20 protein-coding genes and 1 pseudogene are annotated in these 25,127 nt (G+C 62.6%); 17 read left to right on the top strand and 4 right to left on the bottom strand.

The features are described 5' to 3' along the window. Positions 1-445: HNH endonuclease signature motif containing protein (locus BJG92_RS11045; protein WP_232084057.1), on the top strand; the 445-nt coding region annotated here is incomplete at its 5' end. Between the two features lie 142 nt (positions 446-587). Here the strand turns inward: BJG92_RS11045 and BJG92_RS11040 are convergent. Next, positions 588-1,307, bottom strand: a complete 720-nt coding sequence (locus BJG92_RS11040) for an IclR family transcriptional regulator (protein WP_232084056.1) — start codon at positions 1,305-1,307, stop codon at positions 588-590. Between the two features lie 137 nt (positions 1,308-1,444). On the opposite strand from BJG92_RS11040, the gene leuC reads away from it, so the two are divergent. The 6 genes from leuC (at position 1,445) to BJG92_RS11010 (ending at position 8,134) form a co-directional block, all read left to right on the top strand. After that, complete coding sequence (gene leuC / locus BJG92_RS11035) at positions 1,445-2,938, top strand: 3-isopropylmalate dehydratase large subunit (RefSeq protein WP_232084055.1); 1,494 nt, start codon at positions 1,445-1,447, stop codon at positions 2,936-2,938. A gap of 11 nt (positions 2,939-2,949) precedes the next feature. Continuing rightward, positions 2,950-3,552, top strand: coding sequence for a 3-isopropylmalate dehydratase small subunit (gene leuD, locus BJG92_RS11030; RefSeq protein WP_232084054.1), 603 nt, complete (start codon positions 2,950-2,952; stop codon positions 3,550-3,552). Between the two features lie 220 nt (positions 3,553-3,772). Further along, a complete protein-coding gene (murA, locus tag BJG92_RS11025) occupies positions 3,773-5,098 on the top strand; it encodes a UDP-N-acetylglucosamine 1-carboxyvinyltransferase (RefSeq protein ID WP_232084053.1) in 1,326 nt (441 codons plus the stop codon). An 11-nt stretch (positions 5,099-5,109) separates the two neighbouring features. Then, on the top strand, positions 5,110-5,934 hold the full coding sequence (locus BJG92_RS11020) for a 1-acyl-sn-glycerol-3-phosphate acyltransferase (protein WP_232084052.1): 825 nt from the start codon (positions 5,110-5,112) through the stop codon (positions 5,932-5,934). Continuing rightward, positions 5,931-6,983 (top strand): NAD(P)H-dependent glycerol-3-phosphate dehydrogenase, encoded by a 1,053-nt coding sequence (locus tag BJG92_RS11015; protein WP_232084051.1) that lies wholly within the window; start codon positions 5,931-5,933, stop codon positions 6,981-6,983. The genes BJG92_RS11020 and BJG92_RS11015 overlap by 4 nt, the downstream gene beginning before the upstream one ends. A 2-nt stretch (positions 6,984-6,985) precedes the next feature. Further along, on the top strand, positions 6,986-8,134 hold the full coding sequence (locus BJG92_RS11010; RefSeq protein WP_232084050.1) for a D-alanine--D-alanine ligase family protein: 1,149 nt from the start codon (positions 6,986-6,988) through the stop codon (positions 8,132-8,134). A gap of 3 nt (positions 8,135-8,137) precedes the next feature. Here the strand turns inward: BJG92_RS11010 and BJG92_RS11005 are convergent, their stop codons facing one another. Then, the gene (locus tag BJG92_RS11005; protein WP_232084049.1) at positions 8,138-8,650 is read right to left on the bottom strand and encodes a DUF3515 family protein; all 513 of its coding nucleotides are present in this window, start codon (positions 8,648-8,650) and stop codon (positions 8,138-8,140) included. Between the two features lie 779 nt (positions 8,651-9,429). Here BJG92_RS11005 and BJG92_RS11000 point away from each other — a divergent pair. From BJG92_RS11000 to BJG92_RS10960, 9 genes are read left to right on the top strand one after another with little or no spacing between them, the layout of a single operon-like run. Beyond that, the gene (locus BJG92_RS11000; RefSeq protein ID WP_232084048.1) at positions 9,430-9,594 is read left to right on the top strand and encodes a hypothetical protein; all 165 of its coding nucleotides are present in this window, start codon (positions 9,430-9,432) and stop codon (positions 9,592-9,594) included. Positions 9,595-9,612: 18 nt separating this feature from the next. After that, a complete protein-coding gene (locus BJG92_RS10995; RefSeq protein ID WP_232084047.1) occupies positions 9,613-10,869 on the top strand; it encodes a glycosyltransferase family 4 protein in 1,257 nt (418 codons plus the stop codon). After that, a complete protein-coding gene (locus tag BJG92_RS10990; protein ID WP_232084046.1) occupies positions 10,866-12,620 on the top strand; it encodes a glycosyltransferase family 4 protein in 1,755 nt (584 codons plus the stop codon). The genes BJG92_RS10995 and BJG92_RS10990 overlap by 4 nt, the downstream gene beginning before the upstream one ends. After that, positions 12,620-13,504, top strand: coding sequence for an ABC transporter permease (locus tag BJG92_RS10985; RefSeq protein WP_232084045.1), 885 nt, complete (start codon positions 12,620-12,622; stop codon positions 13,502-13,504). The genes BJG92_RS10990 and BJG92_RS10985 overlap by 1 nt, the downstream gene beginning before the upstream one ends. Next, positions 13,491-14,378 (top strand): ABC transporter ATP-binding protein, encoded by an 888-nt coding sequence (locus tag BJG92_RS10980; RefSeq protein ID WP_374199788.1) that lies wholly within the window; start codon positions 13,491-13,493, stop codon positions 14,376-14,378. The genes BJG92_RS10985 and BJG92_RS10980 overlap by 14 nt, the downstream gene beginning before the upstream one ends. Beyond that, the gene (locus BJG92_RS10975) at positions 14,378-16,285 is read left to right on the top strand and encodes a glycosyltransferase (protein ID WP_232084043.1); all 1,908 of its coding nucleotides are present in this window, start codon (positions 14,378-14,380) and stop codon (positions 16,283-16,285) included. The genes BJG92_RS10980 and BJG92_RS10975 overlap by 1 nt, the downstream gene beginning before the upstream one ends. A gap of 12 nt (positions 16,286-16,297) precedes the next feature. After that, the gene (wecC, locus tag BJG92_RS10970) at positions 16,298-17,551 is read left to right on the top strand and encodes a UDP-N-acetyl-D-mannosamine dehydrogenase (protein ID WP_232084042.1); all 1,254 of its coding nucleotides are present in this window, start codon (positions 16,298-16,300) and stop codon (positions 17,549-17,551) included. Then, on the top strand, positions 17,548-18,351 hold the full coding sequence (locus BJG92_RS10965) for a hypothetical protein (protein ID WP_232084041.1): 804 nt from the start codon (positions 17,548-17,550) through the stop codon (positions 18,349-18,351). The genes wecC and BJG92_RS10965 overlap by 4 nt, the downstream gene beginning before the upstream one ends. Then, a complete protein-coding gene (locus BJG92_RS10960) occupies positions 18,348-20,603 on the top strand; it encodes a glycosyltransferase (protein WP_232084040.1) in 2,256 nt (751 codons plus the stop codon). The genes BJG92_RS10965 and BJG92_RS10960 overlap by 4 nt, the downstream gene beginning before the upstream one ends. A gap of 29 nt (positions 20,604-20,632) precedes the next feature. On the opposite strand, the gene BJG92_RS10955 is transcribed toward BJG92_RS10960, so the two are convergent. Then, positions 20,633-21,751 carry an IS110 family transposase gene (locus tag BJG92_RS10955; protein ID WP_232084039.1) on the bottom strand — a complete coding sequence of 373 codons (1,119 nt, stop codon included), beginning with the start codon at positions 21,749-21,751 and terminating at the stop codon, positions 20,633-20,635. Between the two features lie 710 nt (positions 21,752-22,461). Here BJG92_RS10955 and BJG92_RS10950 point away from each other — a divergent pair. Then, positions 22,462-23,769, top strand: a complete 1,308-nt coding sequence (locus tag BJG92_RS10950; RefSeq protein ID WP_232084038.1) for a hypothetical protein — start codon at positions 22,462-22,464, stop codon at positions 23,767-23,769. A 906-nt stretch (positions 23,770-24,675) separates the two neighbouring features. On the opposite strand, the pseudogene BJG92_RS10945 reads toward BJG92_RS10950, so the two are convergent. Then, positions 24,676-25,127: pseudogene (locus BJG92_RS10945) on the bottom strand (IS3 family transposase); the annotation flags it as partial.

Raw genomic sequence — 25,127 nt, 5'->3', positions numbered from 1 at the left:
GGACAACGAGGCCGACCACCTCCTGGCCTGGGCCGACGGCGGAACCACCGGGATCGCCAACCTCGGCCAGCCCTGCCCGAAGCACCACCGCCTGAAACACGGTTCCGCGTGGACACCCACCGGGGCCAGCAAAGACGAGCCGCCCGGGTGGACTTCGCCGTCGGGACGGTACTACCCGAGCGAGCACCTGGACTGGGAACCACCCCACTGGCCACCCGACATCCGCATCATGGTCGACAGCCTGGACATAGACGCAGCCGGAGAACCGCTCCCGGATCCCGGGCCCGACCTTTCGCTATATGACGCACTGCCCCCGGACCCCTTACCCGGCTGGGATCACTTCACGGCCACGCATCCGCTGCCCGAACCGGACACGGACGGATCCTGCTCTCAGCAGCACCATATGGACTCCTGCCTGGAGTATTTCCTGATGCACTATGCCTGAGCGACAAGCCGCACGCCGTTTCAGATGAGGAAGTGACGGGGCAGGCCAGCGGTATGCGTTTGCTGTTTGGTTGGGCCGGGTTGGAGTCGAAGAGCCTTCCACACGCCACCGGCGACATTACCGGGCGTCTGGCTCGATGCCCCTAGTCGCTGGTCTTGCGCAAGGCCTCGGTCAGCACGCGGGCGGCGTTGCACACCACCTCGGCGTGCAGGCGGCCCGGCTGGCGGGTCAGGCGTTCGATGGGGCCGGAGATCGATACCGCGGCGATCACGCGGCCGGACGGACCGCGCACGGGGGCCGAAACGGAGGCGACCCCCGGCTCGCGTTCGCCGAGGCTCTGGCCCCAGCCCCGGCGTCGGACTCCGGCCAGGACGGTAGGGGTGAACCGGGCGGACTGGAGGCCTTCCAAGAGCCGGTCATGGTCTTCCCAGGCGAGCAGCACCTGGGCTGCGGAGCCGGCCTTCATGGACAGTTGCGTGCCGACCGGTATGGTGTCCCGCAGGCCGATGGGCCGTTCCGCGGAAGCGACGCAGACCCGCCAGTCGCCCTGGCGGCGGAAAATCTGGGCGCTTTCCCCAGTGGCATCGCGCAGCTGCACCAGGACAGGGCCGGCGGAGGCGATCAGGCGGTCCTCGCCGGCCGCGGAGGCGAGTTCCACGAGGCGGCTGCCGAGCACGAAGCGGCCCTGGATGTCGCGGCTGACCAGGCGGTGATGGACCAGCGCCAGCGCCAGCCGGTGCACCGTGGGCCGCGCCAGTCCCGTGGCAGCCACAAGCTGAGCCAGGGTGGTGGGGCCGGCCTCCAGTGCGTCAAGCACATGGGCCGCTTTATCGATGACACCGACACCACTAGAATTGTCCATGTGATGATATTGCCGTCTCATTATCTGAGATGCAAGTCACCGCGCTGGCGCCACACGGGGGACTGCTGATTCAGTGGAGGAAATCAGTGCAAGAAACCGGCAACCAAGAACACACACCGCAGTGAAGGGAGAAGGCCGTGGCAAAGACACTGGCCGAGAAAGTCTGGGACGCGCACGTGGTGCGCAAGGGGGACGGCGAAGGAGCCAACGCCCAGCCCGACCTTCTCTTCATCGACCTCCACCTCGTGCACGAGGTGACCTCGCCGCAGGCCTTCGAGGGCCTCCGGCTGGCCGGGCGGCCCCTGCGCCGGCCGGACCTCACCATCGCCACCGAGGACCACAACACTCCCACGCTGGACATCGACAAGCCAATCGCCGATCTCACCAGCCGCACGCAGATCCAGACCCTGCGCAACAACTGCCAGGAATTCGGCGTCCGCCTGCACTCCCTCGGCGACGCCGAGCAGGGGATCGTGCACGTCGTCGGCCCGCAGCTGGGCCTCACCCAGCCCGGCATGACCGTGGTCTGCGGCGACTCGCACACCTCCACGCACGGGGCTTTCGGCGCCCTGGCGATGGGCATCGGCACCTCCGAGGTGGAACACGTCATGGCCACCCAGACGCTGTCCCTGAAGCCGTTCAAGACCATGGCCATCAACGTTGAAGGCACGCTGCGCCCCGGCGTCTCGGCCAAGGACATCATCCTTGCGGTCATCGCCAAAATCGGTACCGGCGGTGGCCAGGGCTACGTGCTCGAATACCGCGGTTCCGCCATCCGGGCGCTGTCCATGGAAGCACGGATGACCATCTGCAACATGTCCATCGAGGCCGGCGCCCGCGCCGGGCTCGTCGCCCCGGACCAGACCACCTACGACTACATGTACGGCCGCCCGCACGCGCCCCAGGGCGCCGAATGGGACGCCGCCGTCGAGTACTGGAAGACGCTGCGCACCGAGGACGACGCGAGCTTCGACGTCGAGGTGGACCTCGACGCCGACACGCTGGAACCGTTCGTGACGTGGGGAACCAACCCGGGCCAGGGCGTGTCGCTGTCCGCGAAGGTGCCCTCGCCCGAGGACTTCGGCGACGAGAACGCGAAGGCCGCGGCGGAACGTGCGCTGCAGTACATGGGGCTCGAGGCCGGCACCCCGATGAAGGAGATCCGGGTGGACACGGTCTTCCTGGGCTCTTGCACCAACTCCCGGATGGAGGACCTCCGCGCCGCTGCGGGCGTCATCCGGGGCCGCACCAAGGACCCCAACATCCGGATGCTGGTGGTTCCCGGGTCCGCCCGCGTCCGGCTTGAGGCAGAGGCCGAGGGGCTGGACAAGGTGTTCAAGGACTTCGGCGCCGAATGGCGCTTCGCGGGCTGCTCCATGTGCCTGGGCATGAACCCGGACCAGCTGGAGGTAGGGGAGCGCTGCGCATCCACGTCCAACCGCAACTTTGAGGGGCGCCAGGGCAAGGGCGGCCGCACCCACCTGGTCTCCCCGGTCGTGGCGGCGGCCACGGCGGTGCGCGGCACCCTGAGCTCGCCGTCGGACTTGGAACCGGCTCCTGAGTCCGCAGCCGGCACCGACGCCGCCGGCACCGACGCCGCCTGGCTGCCCGCCAAGATCCCCACAGCCTAGAAGGATCCGCCATGGAAAAGTTCACCACCCACACCGGCGTCGGCGTTCCGCTGCGCCAAAGCAACGTCGACACGGACCAGATCATCCCCGCCGTCTACCTCAAACGCATCACCCGCACCGGTTTCGAGGACGCCCTCTTCGCGGGCTGGCGGAAAGACCCGGCGTTCATCCTGAACCAGGAGCCCTTCAACGCCGGCTCCGTGCTGGTGGCGGGTCCGGACTTCGGCACCGGTTCCTCCCGGGAGCACGCCGTCTGGGCGTTGAAGGACTACGGCTTCAAGACCGTGCTCTCTTCGCGCTTCGCGGACATCTTCCGGGGCAACTCCGGCAAGCAGGGCCTGCTGGCCGCCGAACTGGCCCAGGACGACGTCGAACTCATCTGGAAGGAACTGGAGAACGCCCCCGGCACCGCCGTCACGGTTGACCTCGTCTCCAAGACGGTGCAGTGCGGCAACCTCGTGGCACCGTTCGAGATCGACGACTACACCCGCTGGCGCCTGCTGGAGGGCCTGGACGACATCGGGCTGACCCTCAAGCACGAGGAAGACATCACCGCCTTCGAGGCCACCCGGCCCGCGTTTATGCCCAAAACCCTGCCGGCCAAGCTGTCCTGACGCGCCACCTTTCACTGCAACGCGGGGTCACTTGCGGCCCGTCCCGGGGCCCCGGACCGGCCGTAAGTGACCCCGCGTTGGAGTCTTGTTCGGTGGTGTCCGAAGCGGGGATCACACCGGAGGAACGCACGCCGTATTTCAGATCGGTAACGCAAGCTCCTATGCTTAGCAGGAGCGTTTTTAAGGATTTGGGGGCGAGTAGTCGTGAGGAAACCGGTATATGAGTAGTGTTCTGACAATCCGCGGAGGCGTCCCGCTGACTGGCCGCGTCACCGTCCGGGGGGCCAAGAACCTTGTCCCCAAGGCCATGGTGGCTGCCCTGCTGGGCAACGAGCCGTCCGTGCTGCGCAACGTCCCTGAGATCAAGGACGTCGAGGTTGTCACCAGCCTGCTCCAGCTCCACGGGGTCACGGTGGAGAAGGACCCCGTCACCGGGGACCTGACCCTGGACCCGACCAACGCCAAGACCGCCTCCCACACGGCCATCGACGCCCACGCCGGGGACTCCCGCATCCCGATCCTGCTCTGCGGGCCTTTGATCCACGCGATCGGCGAGGCCTTCATCCCGGACCTCGGCGGGTGCAAAATCGGCGACCGCCCGATCGACTACCACCTCAACGTGCTGCGCCAGTTCGGCGCTGTCGTGGAAAAGCGGCCCGGCGGCATCCACATCTCCGCGCCCCACGGCCTCAAGGGCGCCAAAATTGCCCTGCCGTACCCGTCTGTCGGCGCCACCGAGCAGGTCCTGCTTAGCGCCACCCGGGCTGAGGGCATCACGGAGCTGTCCGGCGCGGCCACCGAGCCGGAAATCGTGGATCTCATCGCCGTGCTGCAGAAAATGGGCGCGATCATCAGCGTCCAGACGGACCGCACCATCCGGATCGAAGGCGTCAGGGACCTCGGCGGCTACAACCACCGCGCCCTGTCGGACCGCAACGAATCCGCCTCCTGGGCCTCCGCTGCCCTCGTGACCCGCGGCGACATTTTCGTCGAAGGCGCCACCCAGCGCGACATGATGACGTTCCTGAACACCTACCGCAAGGTCGGCGGCGGCATGGACATCGGCGACGACGGCATCCGCTTCTACCACCGCGGCGGCAAGCTCAACCCCCTGGTCCTTGAAACTGACGTGCACCCCGGCTTCATGACCGACTGGCAGCAGCCCCTCATCGTCGCCCTGACCCAGGCCGAAGGTGTCTCGATCGTCCACGAGACCGTCTACGAGAACCGCTTCGGCTTCACCGAGGCCCTCATCCGGATGGGCGCCAGCATCCAGGTGCACCGCGAATGCCTCGGCAGCGTGCCGTGCCGGTTCGGCCAGCGCAACTTCCTGCACTCCGCAGTGATTTCCGGTCCCACGCAGCTGAAGGGCACCGACATTGACGTCCCGGACCTGCGCGGCGGCTTCAGCCACCTGATTGCCGCCCTGGCAGCCACCGGCACCTCCCGCGTCACCGGAATCGACATCATCAACCGCGGCTACGAGCGCTTCACCGAGAAGCTCGCAGGCCTCGGCGCCGATTTCGACATCACCTCAGCCAAGTAGCGGGGACCCCAGTGAAGGAAACGGCCAAGGGCCACGCCACCTTTGTGACAGCCGCCGGGATAGTCCGGCCCGTGATGAATCTGCTGATGGCCAAGAAGTGGAACGGGGTGGAAAAACTGCCCGCCGGGGGCTTCATCGCCGCACCTAACCACTGCACCGAGATCGACCCGCTGGTGGTGGCGCACATGCTCTACAACCACAAGCGGATGCCGCACTTCCTGGCCAAAGCCGGCCTGTTCAAGATCCCGGTCCTCGGCGCTGTCATGAGGTCCACCAAGCAGATCCCGGTGGAACGCTCGACGGCGGGGGCCAACCGCTCGCTGCAGCTCGCCAAAGAGATCGTGGACGAGGGCGGCGCCATCATCATCTACCCCGAGGGCACCCTCACCCGGGATCCGGACTTGTGGCCGATGAAGGGCCACACCGGTGCCGCGCGCATGGCGCTGGAAAGCGGAATCCCCGTGGTGCCGATCGCGCACTGGGGCGCCCACGAAGTCCTGCCCCGCTATGCCAAGCGGTTCCACATTTTCCCGCGGAAGACCTCGCGTCTGGTGGTGGGCGATCCCGTGGACCTCAGCGCGTTTGCCGGCCGGCCCCTGGACCGGGCCACCCTCACCGAAGCGACGAACGTCATCATGGACGCCATCACCGAACTCCTTGCGGGCCTCCGCGGCGGACAGCCGCCCTTGGTGCGCTGGGACCCTGCCGCCCACCACCAGTCCACCCACGGCCGTTTCATCGAATCCGACGGCCCGGCGGCCGGAACCTCCGACGGTGGATCGCCCGACGGCGGATCGCCCGACGGCGCAGGCACCACCGCGGACGGCGCCAAGTGACCCCGGACGCTCGCGCAGCGGGCTCCGCCACGACGGTGGCCGTCCTGGGGGCCGGCTCCTGGGGCACCACTTTCGCGAAGATCCTTGCCGACGCCGCCACGGCATCCGGCGTTGAGCGTGACATCCGCCTCTGGGGCCGGCGCCGCGAAGTCGTTGACCACATCAACCTCAAGCACCGCAACGAGCAGTACCTGAAGGACATCCCCCTTCCGCCCAGCATCAGGGCTTCCACCGACGTCGCCGAGGTCCTGGCGGGGGCCGAACTCGTGGTCCTGGCAGTGCCGGCACAGAGCCTGCGTCCGCAGCTGCGCGCCTGGAAGGACCTCGTGGCGCCGGGCGCCCTTGTTGTCTCCCTCATGAAGGGTCTCGAGCTCCACTCCGACGCCCGGATGAGCGAAGTCATTTGCGCCGAACTGGGCATCCCGGCCAGCCGGGTCGCCGTCGTTTCCGGTCCCAATCTGGCCATGGAGATTGCGCGCGAAGAGCCCACCGCGTCGGTGGTCGCCTGCTCCGATTCCGCTGCGGCGGGCTGGGTCGCGCGGAGCTGCACCGCGCCGTACTTCCGCCCGTACACGACGGCGGATGTAGCCGGCGTCGAGATCGGCGGCATCGTCAAGAACATCATTGCCCTGGCCGTCGGGATCTGCGAGGGCAAACGGATGGGTGACAACACGAAGGCGTCCGTCATCACCCGCGGCCTCGCGGAGACGTCCCGGCTCTCGCTGGCCCTGGGCGGGGAGGCCCGGACGATGGCCGGGCTCGCGGGGCTCGGCGATCTCGTGGCGACCTGTTCCTCTCCGTTGTCCCGGAACCACACGGCAGGGCGGCTGCTCGGCAAGGGCCTGACCCTTGAGCAGGTCACGGCCGAAATGACGCAGACGGCCGAGGGCATCAAGTCCGCGCAGGCCGTTCATGAACTGGCCGGCAAGCTCGGCGTCGAGATGCCCATCACGGCCGCCGTCGTCGCCGTGCTGGCCGGAAAACTGTCCGTAGACGAACTGGGGCCGCTCCTGCTGTCCCGGGACCTGAAACCCGAAGGCGGCTACTGAGCGTGTCTGAAGAAAACCTCAACCCGGCCGGCCGTACGGCCACGTCCCGGCCCCGTGTGGCCGTGCTGTTCGGCGGCCGCTCCAGCGAACATGCCGTGAGCTGTGTGACAGCAGCCGGAGTTCTCGGGGCGATTGACCAGGCCAAATACGAGGTCATCCCGATCGGGATCGCCAAGACCGGCCAGTGGGTGCTGGCGTCCGGGGACACGCACGACTGGTCACTCTCGGCATCAGCCCTGCCCGAGGTCGCGTCCTCGCCACAAACGGTGGCGCTGGCCGAAATCGGCGGCGAACACCAGCTGATCGTCGCGTCCCCTGGCCAGGTCCCGCAGGAACTGGGCTCCGTGGACGTGGTCTTCCCGCTGCTGCACGGCCCGTTCGGCGAGGACGGCACCATCCAGGGCTTCCTGGAACTCTCCGACACCCGCTACGTCGGAGCCGGCGTGCTGGCGTCCGCCGTCGGCATGGACAAACACTTCATGAAGGTGGTCTTCGAATCCGCCGGGCTCCGGGTGGGGCCGTACATCGCGGTCACGGACCGGCAGTGGCTCAACGATCCCGAAACCGTCCGCAAACGCGTGGACCAGCTCGGCTTCCCCGTCTTCGTCAAGCCGGCGAGGGCCGGTTCCTCCATGGGCATCTCCAAGGTGGATTCCCTCGACGGCCTGGACGCCGCGATCGCCACGGCACGCGAGCACGATCCGAAGCTGGTCATCGAGGCCGGCATCGTGGGCCGCGAGATCGAATGCGCGGTGCTGGAGGGCCGGGGGACCGACGCCCCGCGCACGTCCATGCCGGGGGAGATCTCGGTGGCCGGCGGCGGGCACGAGTTCTACGACTTCAACGCCAAGTACGTGGAGGACGACGCCGCCGCGCTCAGCTGCCCCGCAGACCTCCCCGAAGAGGCCATCGCCCGGGTCCGGGAACTGGCAGCGGTGGCGTTTGACGCCGTCGGTGCCGAGGGACTGAGCCGGGTGGACTTCTTCTATACGGCCGAGGGCGAGCTGATCATCAACGAGATCAACACCATGCCCGGGTTCACGCCCAAGAGCATGTACCCGCAGATGTGGAAGGCCTCCGGGCTGGGCTACGCGGAACTGATCGACGAACTGATCCACCTGGCACTGCACCGCAAGACGGGCCTTCGCTAGGGGCTACTTGCTGGTGGGCAGGTCCTGCAGGTCCGCCTGGCCCACGCAGTTGCGCGTCGCCTTGATCTTTGCGGCCGCAGCGGCGAGGTCGGCCAGTACTGTTGCCGAGCTGATCTTGTCCGGATCCATCAGGATCTCGGTGGCCGGTTCGCGCCCGAAAGTGGTCAGCGTCCACACCGGGTTGCCTTCCTTGATGACCCAGTCCACGCCGTTGACGCTGACGCAGCGGTCCGTCGTCGGGCCGGGGACATTCACGCCGCAGCGCAGGACCACGAGGGACGGATCGCCCCACGCCGATGTGGCCTGGCTGTTGGTCTTTCGCAATTTGGCCTCGCCGATCGCGTCCGGCAGTGCGACCATCATCGGGGCGCACGCGGCATTCGCCGAGTCTTTGGCCGGCGTCACGTCGACCACGGGGGAGCAGCCGCTCAACGCCAGCCCGGCGGCTGCTGCTGCCGCCGCGACTCCCAGAAACCGGAGCGGACGAGCGGAAGCCTGGGCGCGGAACTGATGCATTCTTCCAGCCTATCCCGGCGGGTTGACTGGCAGCGCCCCTGCCGGACAGGATGCGGCGTGGTGAGTCCTGCGGCAATGGTTGCCGGTGTCCTCGCGGCGAACAAGTATGATTATGAGCTGGCGCTGCTTGTCCTGGCGGCGTTTAGCAAGGTTCGACGACGAACACCACGACGTACCGAACTGGATTGGCTTTGGGGGAGCGCTTGAATACATCACAACGTGCATGCCACAGACAGGCGTCTGCGGCCGGGCTTAGGCCGGTCTCCGCGCTGGCAACCGCGCTCTTCGTCACTCTCAGCCTGGGTGCACCGGCTGCCCACGCCGAGGAGACTATCCCGGCAGACCCCGGCCTGATCATCGTTGTGTCCCCTCCGGTCGGGACGCCGTCCCCGGTGCTGGCGCCATCCGATCCGGCAACGCCACCGACGGACCCCGCACCGGTGCCTGCCCCGGACCCCACGCCGGTCCCTGCCCCAGAGCCGCCGCCTGCAACGACGGAACCGCCCGCCACGGAGCTGCCGCCGCCTGCCGCGACGGAGCCAGGCGTCCCCGCCTCGCCGCCATCCGCCGAAGTGCCGCCCCAATTCCCGGTTGCCCCGCCGGCGGCGGGCACAGTTGCCCCAGTTCGTTTACCGGCATCCCAGGCCGTACCGGCGGAGCCCGTCCCTGCACCAGAGGTGGCGCCGTCTTCTCCGGAGCCTTCAGTTGCCAGTGCCCCACCCTTAACGTCAGCCAGTGCAACCGAGTCATCGGCGGCAGTTCCGACGGAGGCGCCAGCCGTGCCCCAGGCAGGCACGGAGATCCAGGCTGCGGTTGTCGCGGCGACAGGTAGTCCGTTCATGATCCAGTTCCTGACTGTCCTTGCCCTGCTCGGCGCCGGCGTTGCGTACTTCCGGGCCTTGGGCTCCAAGGGCTTTCGCACTGCTGCCAAGACCGGGAAATAAACCCGTATGCCACAGCTAATGACCGACAGCACCAAGACGAACCAGACCAGCTCCGGTGCCCGGGCCAAACGCGTGACCCTGCTGATGCACTCCTACTGGCCGGAGAACAGCCCGCCGCAGCGTCGTTGGACTGCTCTGCTGAGGGAGTTCAGCGCCTCCGGCTGGGAATTCGACGTCGTGACACCCGTGGCGCATTTTCCGGTAGGACGCAGGGAGCTTCCCCGCGATCTGGCGGGCCGGGCTTTCCGGAGACAAAAAGGCCAGTTCACCGAACTGATCCGGCGCGTGCCCTTCGTGCCGCACGGCAACTCACACCTCGCCCGCCTGGTGGACCAGTGTTTTTCGGCGGCCATGTCCGTGCCGCTGGGTCTACTGACGCGTCGGCCGGATGTGGTGATCGCAACGGCCCCGAGCCTGCCAATACTGGCCGCCGGCTACCTGTTGGCCCGGATGCGGGGCGTTCCGCTCATTGTGGAAATGCGTGACGCCTGGCCGGACCTGGCCCGGGATTCCCGGATGGTCCGGGGGAGGGTGAAGAGCGTGGTGGAACTGGCGGTCGAGTTCGTCCAGCATCGTGCGGACCTGGTGGTCACCGTGACCGACGGATTCGCTGAGACACTCCGTTCCCGGGGGCTCAAGAACGTGACCACCGTGAGCAACGGCCTCCACGTTGACACTATTCCTTTCCTGGGGTCCCCTGAGGTTGAACGGGATGTGCTTGAGGTTCTCTACCTGGGCAACCACGGTGAAAGCCAGCGGCTTGACGTGGCAATCCGGGCTAGTGCCCTCGTGGGCGATGCCATGCACCTGCATCTCGTCGGGCATGGAACCCAGCGCCCTGCCCTGGAGAAACTGGCGGCCCAGCTCGGAGCACCCGTGACGTTCCATCCCCCGCTGCACGGCCAGGACGTTATGGACCGCTACGCCTCGGCTGACACCTGTATTGTCTCGCTACGGGATGACTGGAAGTCCTTCGAAACCACCATTCCATCCAAGACCTATGAAGTCCTGGCCGTCGGCCGGCATGTAACGGCCGTCGTCAAGGGTGAGGCAGCGCGCATCATCGAAGAGGCGGAAGCCGGGGACATTGTGCCCAGCACCCCTGAGGCCGTGGCGGCGCTTTGGCGCGAACTCGCCGCTGACCGCTCCCGGTTGGTCCGGACTGACACCAGCCGCCAATGGGTCAAGGAGCACGCCGACTACACGCAGTTGGCAGAGCGGTACATGGCGCTGATCTCAGAGCTCTTAATGAAAGCGCCAGCCACCCAGCGATGATCCAGCTCTTTCGCAACCTGCGTCTGGCGGTCGGCGTGGCCGCGGCGCACCTATCGGACGATCCAGTGCTGCTTTTCTTGCAACTCACCCGCCGGCTGCCGGCGAGGGTGACTCAGCCGTTGGCGGAGATGATGGGAAAGGTGGCCTGGTCGCGGTCAACTGCCGTGCCGGTGCTGCTGGCTGCGCTGGCGAGGGGGGACGACGCCGACCTCCGGCGACGTCTTGATCTCGCCGTAACCGGAACTAAAAGTGGAACCCGTGCCGGGCGCCTGGCGGATATCGCCATCACTGCCAACTTGCCCGACGTCGCCGATCGCTTTCTTTCCGGGGCGGTCAACGGTTCGCGGCTGAAGCCTGCCCTGGCGCGCAAACTCTGGTACGACGGCGCGGTCACGGCCAGTATTGCGGCGTTGGAGGGCGGGGGACCGGGCGAGCGGCGCCTAGCAGCCCGCCTCGAGGCTGAGATGGCCGTATTGCAGGGCTGGGCGCCCGTCCTTGGGCGGCGGACCTATAAGGCTGTCCCGGGACGTGTCCTGCATCTGCTCACCAACTCGCTCCCGCACACGGCAAGCGGTTACGCACAGCGTTCGCATTCGATCCTGCGTGCCCAGCAGGATGCTGGCTGGGACGTGTTGGCCGTTACAAGGATCGGGTACCCGGTCCAGGTGGGCAAGTTGCTTGCCAAGCCTCGGGATCTGGTGGACGGCGTTAAGTACCAGCGGTTGCTCCCGGCGAAGCTGTCCGCTACTGCGGACGCCCGGCTTCAGCAGCAGGCGGAAGAGTTGCTCAACGTGGCACTGGAGTTCAGGCCCAGTGTTCTGCACACCACCACCCACTTCGTCAATGGCCTGGTGGTCCGTGCAGTGGCAGAGGCGTTGGGCATCCCGTGGGTTTACGAGGTCCGGGGGCAGTTGGCGGACACCTGGGCCTCCACCCGCGGGCCGTCGGCCAGCGGCAGCGAAAAATATCGGCTGTTCCAGCAGCGCGAAGCCGAGGTCATGCAGGCCGCTGACTTGGTGGTGACCCTGGGTGAGGCGATGAAAGCTAACATCGTGGCGGCCGGTGTTCCAGCGGGGAAAATCCTCATAGCTCCCAACGCTGTTGGCGGCCAGTTCTTGCTGGAACCGTTGAGTACCTCCGCTGCCCGCCGTGAACTTGGCCTCATTGAAGAGGGGCAGTACATCGGAACCGTCAGCAGCTTGGTACCCTATGAGGGCATTGACGACCTCATTGCGGCATTCGTGCTGTTGGCGGCCAGCCATCCCGACTTGCGGTTGCTCATTGTAGGAGACGGCGCGTCCATGCCGTCGCTGAAGGAACAGGCACGGCAGAGCGGCTACGCGGACCGTATCCTGTTCACGGGACGTGTTGCCCGCGATGATGCGGTGCGTTACCACCAGGCGTTGGATGTTTTCGTGGTTCCGCGCAAGGATCTTGAAGTCACGCGGTCCGTGACTCCGCTGAAGCCTGTAGAGGCGTTGGCCTGCGCCCGGCCGGTGGTCGCCAGCGATTTGCCCGCGTTGCGGGAGATCGTCGACGACGGCGTCAACGGACTGCTGGTCCAGGCCGAATCGCCGGAAGACCTGGCTGAGGCCATTTCCGTGCTGCTTGCCGATGCGAGCCGCCGGTCCGAAATGGGCAGTGCTGGCCGCGCGGCTGTCTTCGCCGGCAGGACGTGGGCGGCGAACGCCCAGGCCCTCGCCGAGAGCTATGCTCTACTGCGTCACGAATCATTGAGGAGAACCGAGTAGTGTCTGCAGACATAGATGTCGTATCCGAGACGGCAGTCCAGCCCCTTTCCGTTGACATGCGGCGGCTCACCCGCGTTGGTTCGCGGCCGGGTTTCCTGGACTATCTGGTCCGTCTGTGGGACTTCAGGCAGTTCATTTTCTACGACGCCAGGGCGCGGGTGCAGAGCGGGACACGGCGTGACCGTCTCGGGAGTGCGTGGCTGCTCCTGAACCCGATCTTCAACGGATTGACGTACTACTTGATCTTCGGACTGTTGCTGCAGACGAGCGGAGGCATCGAGAACTTCGTGGGGTACTTAGTGGTTGGGATTTTTGTCTTCCAGTTCAGTTCCGGAGCTATCACCGCCGGCGCGCGCTCCATCCGCAACAACAAGTCCGTTGTCCAGGCTTTCAATTTTCCGCGGGCAGCACTCCCTATCGGTGCCAACGTGCGGGAGCTACTGGCGGCGGTACCGCTGATTCTGGCCATGTTGCTCATCGTGGTAGTTTTGCCGCCCAGCGAAAAGATCACGTGGCTCTGGCTTCTGGTGGTCCCCGCCGTCCTGCTCCAGGCCATCTTCAACCTGGGGGTTGGACTAATTCTGGCCCGGATGATTTCCCGCGTTCACGACGTCACGCACCTGATTCCGTTCGCGCTTCGGGTATGGATGTATGGCTCCGCGATCTTCTATACGTATGACCGCTTCGTGACTCAACCCCAGATTCTGTCCGCCATCAAGCTCAACCCATTGTTCAACGTGATCGACATCATCCGTGACTGTGTCTTGTACGCCAGAGTGCCGCAGTGGCAGTCGTGGGCGATTCTCGCGGCCTGGGCCTTGGGCGCACTCGCCGTGGGTCTGGTCTATTTCTGGAAAGGCGAGGAGTCCTATGGGCGTGGATGAGCAGGAAATTTACATAGAGGGCCATCCGTGCGTAGTGGTGGACTGCGTCCGGATGCGCTACAGCGTGGCCTCGAGTGAGTCTTCCGCGCCGGATGTCAACGGCACCGGACCTCGCTTTCTCCGGCGGGCCGTGCGTAAACCCAATATGGTCACCGTCCACGCCCTCAATGAGTTGTCGCTCGTTGTGGAGCGCGGCGAATCCGTAGGGATCATCGGCCGGAACGGCTCTGGGAAGAGCACCCTGATGAAGATCATCAGCGGGCAGTCCAAGCCGACGTCAGGCGCGGTGTACGCCTCAAGCACTCCCATCATGCTGGGCGTCAACGCGGCGCTAGTCCAGGACCTTTCGGGAGACCAGAACGTCATCCTCGGGTGCCTGGCCATGGGCATGAGCCGGGCCGAGGCGGGCGAGAGATTCGACAGCATCGTCGAACTCTCCGGCCTAGAGAAGTCGATTCACCTGCCGATGAAGTCCTATTCTTCGGGCATGGCCTCGCGGTTGCGCTTCGCCATCGCCGCCGCCGTCGACCCGGAGATCCTCTTGGTCGACGAAGCATTGAATACAGGTGATGCGCAGTTCGCGGACCGAAGTAAACTGCGAATGAACGAACTTCGTGCCCAGGCCGGCTGCGTCTTCTTGGTGAGCCACAGTCTTGAGACCATCAGCGATATGTGCACTCGGGTTGTATGGCTGGACAAGGGCGATCTCATCATGGACGGCGAACCGGACGTGGCCATCAAGGCCTACCAAGAGTTCACCAGACTCCTGTCCAAGGGAAATGACGATTCCGCATTGAAGATTCTGGAAGAGGCAAAGGCTGTTTTGGTGGCCACTGAAGTTCGTGAACGATCCTCGCGGCGGGTACGTGGCTGATGGGCATCCTGGGTGACGCTCGAAAAGCGCTGTGGCATTTGAGGTCGGGTGGGCCCACCCAGCTTCAAGACTGGCGGCTACGGCAGAAAGCTGAACGGGGCATCTTCGTACCGCAAAACATCAAAGGTGCAGAGGGCGGGTGGAGGGGCCGCGGGCGTAAACGCCAGTTGGAGTTCACCCCTTACGAGTTTTCGGCGGTGGGACAGCGGCGCGACGATCTGACAGTGGGAGTCATTCTTGACGACTTTTCGCGTATGGCTTTTTCGTATGAATGGAATCTGCTCGAACTGCGGAGGGATTCATGGAAAGACCAGCTTGACCGGAGCGGCATCGACTTTCTGTTCGTAGAATCTGCCTGGACTGGAAATTCTGGATCATGGCAGTATCAACTCACAGGTGCCTCCGGCCTTGGAACTGAGTTTGTTCAACTCTTGGAATGGTGCCGCGAGCACAGTATTAAAACCGTGTTCTGGAACAAAGAGGATCCGCCTCACTACGATGATTTTCTTGCAGCGGCCAAGTTGTTTGATTTTGTATTCACCAGCGATTCAGACCGTATTCCTGACTATCTTAGGGATTTGGGACATGACAGGGTTTCGGCCCTCCCATTTGCGGCGCAACCAGCTATTCACAACCCTGTCCGGCCGGGGCACGGATGGCACTCTCGCGGCGTGGCCTTTGCAGGTATGTACTTTGCCCACAAATACCCAGAGCGGCGCGCCCAGATGGATATGCTCTTGGGCGCAGCCTTGGCGCAAGCGAAATCGGGCGATGCAGATCTGGAAATATTCTCCCGACAATTGGGAGGCGATGCGAACTACCAGTTCCCGCAGCCTTTTGCCAAGAATGTGGTGGGCTCGCTGACGTATTCTCAAATGCTAACCGCATATCGGTCGTACAAGGTCTTCTTGAACGTCAATTCAGTAGTCCATTCGCCCAGTATGTGCGCCCGCAGGATATTCGAGATCACGGCATCGGGAACCCCTGTAGTCTCGACACCTAGTGCAGCTATTTCACGGTTCTTCGAGGGGGATGAGGTTCTTGTAGCCTCGTCCAAACCTGAGGCTGGGAACCTATTGCAGATGCTTACTTCCAGCACTGAGTTCAACGAACGGGTTGTCCACAAGGCACAGCGCAGGATCTGGGGAGAGCACACCTACGCACACCGAGCAGAGTCGATCCTGCAGGCGGTCGCGCCGGAGCGCTCTAGGCACGTCGCTCTGCCCTCGGTTAGTGCATTGGTGAGCACCATTCGGCCCCACCAACTCGACCACGTATTTCAGACAGCGGGAAGTCAGAAAGGTGTGGACTTGGAGCTCGTTTTGCTGACCCACGGCTTCTCAGTAGACGAATATCGGTTGCTGGATCTGGCCAGAACTCACGGGGTGAAGAAGTACATGGTGCTCAAAGCGCCTGGCAGCTTGACCCTAGGCGAATGCCTCAACCGATGCGTGAAGGCGTCAACTGGGGCTGTGCTCACAAAGATGGATGATGACGACTTCTATGCTCCAAACTATCTAGCTGACCTGCTAAACGCCCTCAGCTACTCTGGAGCCGACGTCGTCGGAAAACAGTCCCATTACATGCACTTTCTTTCCAGCCGGGCAACGGTGCTTCGCGCTGCACATAAGGAGCACCGGTTCAGCCGGCTGGTGGTGGGTCCAACCATAACTGCGCGACGAGGGGTCTTCGAAGCCCATCCCTTCGAAGCGCTGAGTCGTGGGGAGGATACGGCCTTTCTCACTTCTGTCGCGGCAGCCAATGGCTCCATTTATTCTGCCGACAGATTTAACTACTGCCAAATGCGCTCCGGAGCGGGGCATACCTGGGCCGCAACGGATGATGAACTCGCAGCGAGCGGCAAAATTCAGATTTTTGGAAATCCACGTGAACACATCACTCTTTGACAGGGGAAAAGCTTGACGAACATTCAGACCGTCGCAGTAATTGGGCTCGGTTACATCGGACTCCCCACAGCTGCGATCTTGGCCACCAACGGGCTTGACGTAGTCGGCGTGGACGTCAGCCAGCGGACCGTGGACGCCGTGAATGAGGGGCGCGTACCCTTCGTCGAGCCAGATCTCGGAATCCATGTGGCCGGTGCGGTGAGCCAGGGTCTCCTCAAGGCCACGACAGAGACCCCCGCGGCGGATGCATACATCGTTGCAGTGCCCACGCCGTTACGGGCGGACAAGAGCGCAGACCTCAGCTATATCGAGGCGGCTGCACGCGGCATCGCCCCGATGTTGCGCGGGGGCGAGCTGCTAATTCTTGAATCCACGTCTCCGCCCAGGGTCACTCAATATATGGCCCGATACATCCTTGGTATGCGTCCCGATTTGTCGCTGGACGGGAACGACGGGAAGCCAGTTGTCCTGTTTGCCCACTGCCCGGAACGGGTTTTGCCCGGCCGGGTCATGATCGAGCTTGTCACTAACGATCGGATTGTGGGAGGCATGACGCCGGAAGCGGGGAATCTGGCAAAAGCGCTCTATTCGAGATTCTGCCAAGGTGAGATTTTTGTGACTGATGACGTAACTGCAGAAATGACTAAGCTAGTCGAAAATGCCTACCGGGATGTGAATATTGCCTTCGCTAATGAGCTCTCATTCATTAGTGACAAAGTCGGGGTCGACGTGTGGGAGTTGATCAGGCTGGCCAACCGTCATCCGCGCGTCAATATCTTGCAGCCAGGACCCGGGGTTGGAGGACATTGCATCGCCGTGGATCCGTGGTTCATCGTCGCCGAGGCATCCCACGACGCAAAGCTGATTCGACAGGCGCGTGAAGTCAACGACTCCAAGCCTCTTTGGGTTGTAGACAAAGTCGTGGCTGCGTTGTCTAGTGTTTCCGTCGACTCCGAGGTGGCCGTTCTCGGGCTGGCATTCAAAGCAAATATCGACGACCTCCGTGAATCTCCGTCAATTCAAATTGCGCTTCACTTGGCTGAAACGCTCAAAAGTCGCCGAATCAATATTGTTGAGCCCTTCATCGATGAATTACCAGCTTCGCTCGAGGTCCACAGAAATGTGGAGCTGATGGATGCCGAGTTGGCCGTCAAACGTTCAGGCGTTGTTGTAGTGCTGGTCGATCACGAGTCGTTTAAATCCCTGGACCAAGACCTGCTTCTCGGCAAGACCATTGTCGATACGCGTGGAGTTCTGCGGACATGACCAATTCGGAAGTCCCCACAGCGGCACTTGTGGGAATCAGCCGCCGGGCAGTGATCGGGAATGTCACTGATGTCGCCGAGACCTTAGCGTTGGTCTGTGGCCCCTCAGGTTCTGGCCTTGACCTGCAGCTGATCAGCGCCGATATCGTCCTGGTCCGCACGGCAGAGGATCTGGCCGCTCAACGGTCGGGTGAGGCCGACGCATACCTTGTCGTTGAGAGCGGTATGGGCTTGATGAGCAAGTTTCTCAGGGATGACCGACTAAGCAGTAGTGCCCAGATACTGTGGTCGTTTGGCCTGCCCATCGGTGAGTCGCTCGTGGCCCTGGGGTCGCTGGAGCTGCCCGCAGGAACAATGGTGACGGGATTCTTTGGCAGTCCGGAACACGCGATACTTCTGTCCGCGGTACGGGACGACGCGACGTGCGACGACGAGAGCTTTCAAATGGGGCTGAAGGCCGCCCGATCGGAGGAATTGTGGGCAAAAGCCTACAGCGATGCCGAAAGGCACGCCGCCGATCGGCGACTACTGCACGACCTTGGTAAAAAGCACCTCAGCGTCTTAGTAAGCCTTGCGACGGCGGGAGAACCTGCGCCTGACGGCGCGGCTCCAGGTGGCCTTGACGCCGATGCAGCTGAACTACAGGACGAACTGAACGGGCTCAAGCGTAAGTATGCCATTCTCGAGCGCAGATACAACTCGCTCGCCCAGTCCAAGCTCGGACGAATCACCCTGAGAATATGGGACCGGAAGCGTCTCAGCGCTCCTTCGGTCCGGAGGGAAGAGAGGTCCAAAGCATGAATTCGGAGAAAAAGACTCTTCCCGGGCCTGCTGTCGCATTCGACTACGGCTCGACGATGCTGACGAATGCCGACGCCCGAGCGGCCGAAATCGCGGAGTTGAGCGCGGCAGCGACACAGTTTTCTGGCAGCAGTCTCGGACCTGGATTCTTGGTGAAGCCCTATGGGGTCACGGTGGTAATACCTACGTTCCGTGGCGTGGACAGGATAGGGCGGTGCCTGCAGTCCCTAGCCGGTCAGGACCTCGACCCGCAAATGTTCGAAGTCGTCTTGGTCGTCAACGGCGGTTACGATGGCACTCAGGACATCGCACGATCGTTCAGGTACGACCACCCGCAGCACCGGCTTCGCATTGTGTCCCAGTCGAATCCTGGTGCGGGCGCGGCCCGAAATCTTGGAATTGCCGCGGCCAGGTTCAGTTATTTGACGATGGTGGACGATGATGACTACGTTGGGCCCGAGTTTCTTTCAGCGCTCCTGGCGACAGCTTCGCCGCAACGTGTCTCCATCGCCCCCATCATCGATTTGTCCGCCGATGGTCGGGAATATCCCGGAAACGCTCTGAACGCTCAGATCCGGTCCCGGGCTGGGACGGACTTCAAACTGGCATCGGCCCCCGGCATAGTTGGATTCAATGCCTGCAAGTTGTTTCCGACCGAGGTTCTGCAGGCCATCCGCTATGCCGAGGACCTGAGCAGCGGAGAGGATGTCTTCTTCATGGCGAGTGCGGCACTCTACCGAGACTTCGACGCCCGCGTGAGTACTTCGGCACGAGCCGGGGCCTACTTTAGGGTACTTCGTGACGACTCAATCTCGCGGCAATCCCAGAACTTTGATTTCGCCGTGACCCAGCGGTTGGCAGTCATCCGCTGTCTTGAGTCACTGCGCCTCTGGGATGGCTCCCCTGGGGACGCGTTGTTAGTGAACCTCATCAAATCGCAGGCGGGTTTCGTCAAAAGGTACTTGATCGAGCATTCGGAGCAGCGCGGCCGGGTCATAGAGACCGTTGAGGCTTCCGGCGTCAAGGATTTTCCGTGGGCGCTCGTCAATGAGGAAATGGCACGGCATCTCGCTGTGAGTTATTGTTTTGCCCCGTTCGCCGACACCAGCGCTGTCGTGGCGGCAAAGGCCATCGTTGAGCGCGGCAACATCGTTGATGTCGTCTCCAACGACATGGGCAAGGTCCGTGAGATCGATTCGAACCTCAGCTCTATCGCTGCGCGTTTCGTCGATCAGGCGGTTGAAATCGACGCGCCTCCGTCCTTTGCGGGCTGGAAGGAGATTTCGGAATTCGTTGCTAAGGGCATCGCTGCCGCGGACCGGCTAGACGCCAGAAAAGGAGGTTACCGCACACTCTATAGCCGGGTGCAATGGCCCGGCTCCCACTTCCTTGCAGCGCTATTCAAGTTGCGACATCCCGCGGTCATTTGGAGCGCTGAGTTTTCTGACCCGCTCAGTCACGACGCCGCGGGGCGTCCTCGTGAAGGAGTTGTCGCCCACGACCAGATGTTCGAGGTCTTTCGACGGGGTGTAGCCGGGAAGGGATATTCATTGCCGAAGAACGCTAGTCTGTTCGTATGGTGCGAGTTCCTTTCATATGTCTTGGCTGATGAATTGATCTTCACCAACGACCTCCAGTTGAGATACATGCTCGGGAAAATACCTGATGCCAGGCTCCGCAAGGAGGTCGTCCGGAAGGCTGTCGTACGTGCTCACCCGACGCCGCCACGAACCAGCTATTCGCTGATCAACTCAGACTACTTCCTCTCGCCCTCGGTGCTGAATATCGGCTACTTCGGGAACTTCTATGAAAATCGTAGCCTGAGCGACGTCTTGACGGCACTGGCCAATTCGCCCGCCGACGTCCGGCGGCAGACACGTTTGCACGTCTTTACCTCCAACCCAGACAGCCTCACCCATGAGCTTCAGGCCCTGGGCCTGACGGGATCTGTAGTTGCTCAGGGATACAGGCCCTACCTTGAGTTCTTGAACTTGACGACTCGGTTCGACGTCTTGCTGGTCAACGATGTGGAACGGGTGGGCAATCTCGACATCAACCCCTTCCTTCCGTCGAAATATTCCGACTATGTCGGCTCCGGACGTCCGATCTGGGGGTTGCTCGATGAGGGGAGCGCGCTCAGCGGGAAAACTCTGGCGTACCGCTCGACGGCTGGCAACGCGGTGTCCGCATTGGCCACGCTGCGGCAGATTCACGCGGACTGGCGGCCGGGAAATCGCGTGGACAAGGTGTAAACCGGCTTGTATCTCTTAAGTACCCCCTGTTAAGGTGGGTGGTCGTCGAGCAGGAGTGCTGCTTGTGTGAGGTTTAGTCCGAGTTTCTGGCGGCGCTGGCGCAGCTCCGGGCCGGAGATCACGGGTTGGGGATTGGTGATCAGGTGAAAGACTTCCCGGGCGATCGATCGCTTCAGGCAGCGGAGTATGTCCTTCCTGGTCTTGCCTTCGCTGCTGCGTTTGGCCACGTATTCCTTAGTTCCCGGGTCAGTGGCCATGCGCACGAGGCCAATGCGGTGGAGTGCCGCGTTGGCCTGTCGATCCCCGCCGCGGTTCAGGCGATGCCTGGTGGTCTTCCCGGATGACGCCGGCAGCGGGGATGTTCCGCAGAGAGCGGCGAAAGCAGCTTCGCTGCGTAGCCGGTCAGCGTTGTCTCCGGCGGTGATAAGCAGCTGGCTGGCCGTGACTGTCGAGATGCCCCGCGTGGCGATCAGAGCCGGATTCGTTTCCATGACGAGAGATTCGAGCTCCTGGTCATAAGCGCTGATCTCCTCGCCAAGGTCCATATACCGGCTGGCCAGGCGTTTCAGCGTCGAGCGTGTGAACGCTTCCACCTCGTGCGCTCCCGACCTGGCGCGGGAAGCAGCGAGTTTTCTGATCACTTTTTGCGTTGTCAGTCCGCGGTATTCGCCCCGGACATGCTCCGGAGCGGTCACCAGCAGAGACTTGATCTGGGTGATTACCTCCGTGCGGGCCTTGAGCGCTGAGCGGCGCCCGGCATGGACCACCCTGATCGCTTCAACCGTGCTGTCACTGGTCTTGGGCGTCACCGTGTCGTTGTCCGCCAAGGCGGCATGCGCTGCGGTGTAGGCATCGATGGGGTCTGACTTGCCTTTGAGCCGGCGCACTGTTCGGGCCGGCCTGATCACTTCGACCACGGTGATGCCGTGGGCGTGCAGGTGGCGGGTTAATCCGGCCCCATACGAGTTTGTGCCTTCCACTCCGACACGCACGAGGTCACCCTTGCAGGTGATAATCGCCTGCAGCGCCTCGTATCCGGGCCGTGTGGCGGGAAACTGGGCGTCCGCGAGGTGTTCACCGGTGACGGTGACTGCCGCGCAGTGGTGGGTCTGGCTATGCGTATCCACCCCGGCAACCACTTGAATCATCCTGATCACATCCTTTCAATCTGTTTAGAATTGAAAGGTGCCGACGGGGGCTGGCAGACAAGACGTTGACGGGACCGCTGGCAGGGGGTTCAGGCTCCTATAAGGTCATGCCGGCCCGGTCGGCACCCCAGGGTGCTTGCCGGGCAGACAGATCAGATTCAAGACAAGCCCCTTACGGCCGTCAGTCTCACAACGGGTCATGCTCAGCGAAACACCTAATCTCATTATCAACGTCTCACTACTGAGTGAACCTCAAATACGCTGGGGCGTTGCATTCGGCTCCAGGTCATCGCCTCTGCAGCGATCGCCCGCGTCGTCCGCCATGCAGAGGTTGTCACCCTTAGGGCTCCAGATACCCGTTCAGGAAACATCAGATCGAATCGTTAACCTCGAGAAGACCGTAAAATTCGGCATAGTGGTTCTGTCAACACGGCTTAGTTGTGAGACCACGAAACGGCTCAACTTTCGACTAACTCACCTAGAGACCACGCTACGATAGTTGCCGATCGGAGACGTTGTCGCCAGCCGGTAGGAGCAGCGTTTGGGCGGCCACTAACGCGCCGACGGGCACGAGAGTTGATATAGTCATGATCGAACGTTAGCTAAATGACGCTTGGCTCAAGAATACTTAAGCCTCCAACAAGCCGGAGGTGAGTATAATGTAGGCATGAACTGACCACCCCTGATGGTGCCGACTTTATGACAATTTCATGGCAACTACGTACCGCTGGATTTATCAGAACCACGCTTGCTGGGAGCGCTTGAGACCGATGAAAAGCAAAAGCATGACGTATTTATCCGCCCTACTAGCAGGTGTCTTTGCATTGGGAACTAGCACAGCTGCACCCGCTGCGTCTGCTACCTCAACCGGACTGTCGCCCTACAATGGTGTTTCGACATCGGCAGTCTCGCTGCCTGCCCCAGGCGCCAGAGCCATCTACGTCGACGACCAAGGGTCGGACGTTATAACGGTCAAGCAAACTTGGGGTTTAATAGACTATAGCAGGATCAACTGTTTAGACACCGGGGTGAAGGCGGCCAACATGCCTTCTTGCCCGGAGCCTGACATCAAGAATCCGTTACGGACCATTCAAAATGCAGTTCGTATCGCCAAGCCGGGTGACGTCATTGTTATCCGCGCAGGAATTTACGATGAGAGAATCGGGTGGTCCGCTCGTCCGGGACGTGCGAATGCGGGAATCGTCATGCAGTCGTACCCAAACGAGCATGTGCAGGTAAATGGTTACCTCTCCCTTGCCGGCGCCGACTACTGGACCGTTAAGGGAATCAATTTCGGTTACAGCAGCGCGAACACGACGGGCCAGTCCATTGTCTACTTCATGGGTGGCACGGGCTGGTCGTTCAAAAACAATCAGGTGAGTGGCACAAGGGGTGTATCCAATATCATGGTCATCGGCCAGAAGGCCGCGGATGCCTCGGCGGCAGCCCAATCGGCAGCAGCTCCCCACGACTATGCGATTACGAGCAACTGCATCCGTAACGCATCCGCAACCGGTACCGCAGGCATGATGCACAATATATATCTGATGCCGACCATTTATTCCAGTGGTGGCACGATTGAGAATAATTTGATTGGCAACGCGCCACTTGGGGCGAACATTAAGGCGGCGGGGAGCACTGATCGGAGCAGCAGTCCTCGCCAGGTAGTGATTCGTAAGAACACTCTTGTTGACGGCGCATCGGGAATCATCATTGGTCAGTTGGCCGAGGGTATCGAAACCCAGTCAAACTTGATTGCGACCACAAAGGTAAGTGCGAACGACGGTGGCGTTCGAACCTGGGACCTCGCCTCCCCAGCACGAAACTCAGTGAAGGATACCATGCTGGCGGGATATTCCATCCCGATCAAATACGGCTGGGGGCAGGCATCGTCGCTCTATGAACGGCGTAATGTGTCGACCGCTTCAGTTTCGCTAAGCGGTTCATTGGAGACCTGTACGCTGCGCGCCTCAGACTCCGCCGTGGCGTCGGTTTATGGCCATTCGTTTGCCCAATAGAAAAGACGCGTAGTCAACCTCATTCAGGATCGTTGAGACGTATAGGATTCTTACATTCTTACAATTGTCGCAACACTCGGCGCTTTGGCCTGGGAGGTCAGGAGCTTGGTAAAGGCCGCCCGGGGCGGTTGCTGAAGCGGCGACATCTGCCAAGTGCTGGAGGGTCTAATGGGCACATCAGAGAATTGCGATTGTGTTGACGCAGAGTCAGTCGGAAGCTCCTAGCAATATCAGCCGTCCGAGCGGATTGAGTCTTCCGCGGCCGAGGCTTCCATGACGCGGTAGAGGCGCCTAGCCAACGTTGCGCCTGACGTGGCGGCGGATCTCGCGATGGGTCCTGGGATGCAAAGTACGACGGACTTCCCGGGCCGGGTCTCGGCGCGGCATCCGATGCTGGTGATCAAGACGCTGTGCGCTATCCGATTCAGGTGCGGTCTCGGCCGGATAGTGCGGCGCCGGTCGCAGTGGCCGCTGTTGGCCTCCAGGGGCGCCACTCCGGACGGTGGGGCGACTGGCGCTTGGCTTAGGAACCACCATGGTTGGGTCGATTCGGGCCGATGGGATGGCCGGCGGTTGTTTTCTTTCTTCCGGCAGTGCGGTGTGGCCCTTTGGTTCGCTCGGGACGAAGGGTGGCGCAGGTTCCACCTTAGAAGAGGGGTTGTTCGTCCGGATAGATTGACTACCCGCTCACCCTGCCCAGGCATTGGCTGCTTGAGTCGGCCGCTGTTCTCCGGAAGAAGTGTCCGGAGCTCTTCTCCGGCGCGAATTCCAGCTGCACCAACTGGTTGCGGCAGGCGCGGGTGAGGATTCTTCCGGCGGTCGTGTAGATCCGTGAGCGCCAGGGTTAGATGTCCTAGGCCTCTGGGCTGCTGCGGGTATTTCGGACAGCGGAATTAGTGGATTCTTCTACGCTGCCAGGGCTGGCTGTTGATAACCATAGTGGACTTCATTGGGCCGCCGGTAACCGAGCGCGGAGTGACGGCGCCGGCCGTTGTAAAACCCCTCGATGTAGCGGATGAGATCGCTCCGGGCTTGGGATTTAGTGGCGTAAACGGTCCGGTAGACACGCTCGTTTTTCAGGGCTGAGAAGAACGATTCGGCCATGCTGTTGTCCTTGTCCCACGCCCGTGCGTCCCATCGATGAGCGCATCCCCAGGCCGGCCACCAGGGCCCGAAATCCGGCCGAGGTATAGACGCTTCCGCGGTCGGAGTGCCAGATTGCGTCGGGCTCGATCCGGGTTGTAGCGGCGGCGTTCTTGAGCGCGTCGGCGACGAGCTCGGTGCGCATGTGATCGGCGATGGACCAGCCGACGACTTTCTTGGAGTAGCAGTCGATGACGGTGGCGAGGTAGACGAAT

Origin of the sequence: Arthrobacter sp. SO5 (assembly GCF_020532805.1) — a bacterium.
Taxonomy (GTDB): Bacteria; Actinomycetota; Actinomycetes; order Actinomycetales; family Micrococcaceae; genus Arthrobacter.
This window is presented reverse-complemented; position numbering and strand designations above follow the sequence as displayed.

Coding starts and splice junctions, on each gene's coding strand:
- BJG92_RS11040 (WP_232084056.1), bottom strand. CDS start 1,307: ATGGACAATTCTAGTGGTGTCGGTGTCATCGATAAAGCGGCCCATGTG.
- BJG92_RS10980 (WP_374199788.1), top strand. CDS start 13,491: ATGGGCGTGGATGAGCAGGAAATTTACATAGAGGGCCATCCGTGCGTA.
- leuD (WP_232084054.1), top strand. CDS start 2,950: ATGGAAAAGTTCACCACCCACACCGGCGTCGGCGTTCCGCTGCGCCAA.
- murA (WP_232084053.1), top strand. CDS start 3,773: ATGAGTAGTGTTCTGACAATCCGCGGAGGCGTCCCGCTGACTGGCCGC.
- BJG92_RS10975 (WP_232084043.1), top strand. CDS start 14,378: ATGGGCATCCTGGGTGACGCTCGAAAAGCGCTGTGGCATTTGAGGTCG.
- BJG92_RS10955 (WP_232084039.1), bottom strand. CDS start 21,751: ATGATTCAAGTGGTTGCCGGGGTGGATACGCATAGCCAGACCCACCAC.
- BJG92_RS10995 (WP_232084047.1), top strand. CDS start 9,613: ATGACCGACAGCACCAAGACGAACCAGACCAGCTCCGGTGCCCGGGCC.
- BJG92_RS10990 (WP_232084046.1), top strand. CDS start 10,866: ATGATCCAGCTCTTTCGCAACCTGCGTCTGGCGGTCGGCGTGGCCGCG.
- BJG92_RS10960 (WP_232084040.1), top strand. CDS start 18,348: ATGAATTCGGAGAAAAAGACTCTTCCCGGGCCTGCTGTCGCATTCGAC.
- BJG92_RS10965 (WP_232084041.1), top strand. CDS start 17,548: ATGACCAATTCGGAAGTCCCCACAGCGGCACTTGTGGGAATCAGCCGC.
- BJG92_RS11005 (WP_232084049.1), bottom strand. CDS start 8,650: ATGCATCAGTTCCGCGCCCAGGCTTCCGCTCGTCCGCTCCGGTTTCTG.
- BJG92_RS10950 (WP_232084038.1), top strand. CDS start 22,462: ATGGCAACTACGTACCGCTGGATTTATCAGAACCACGCTTGCTGGGAG.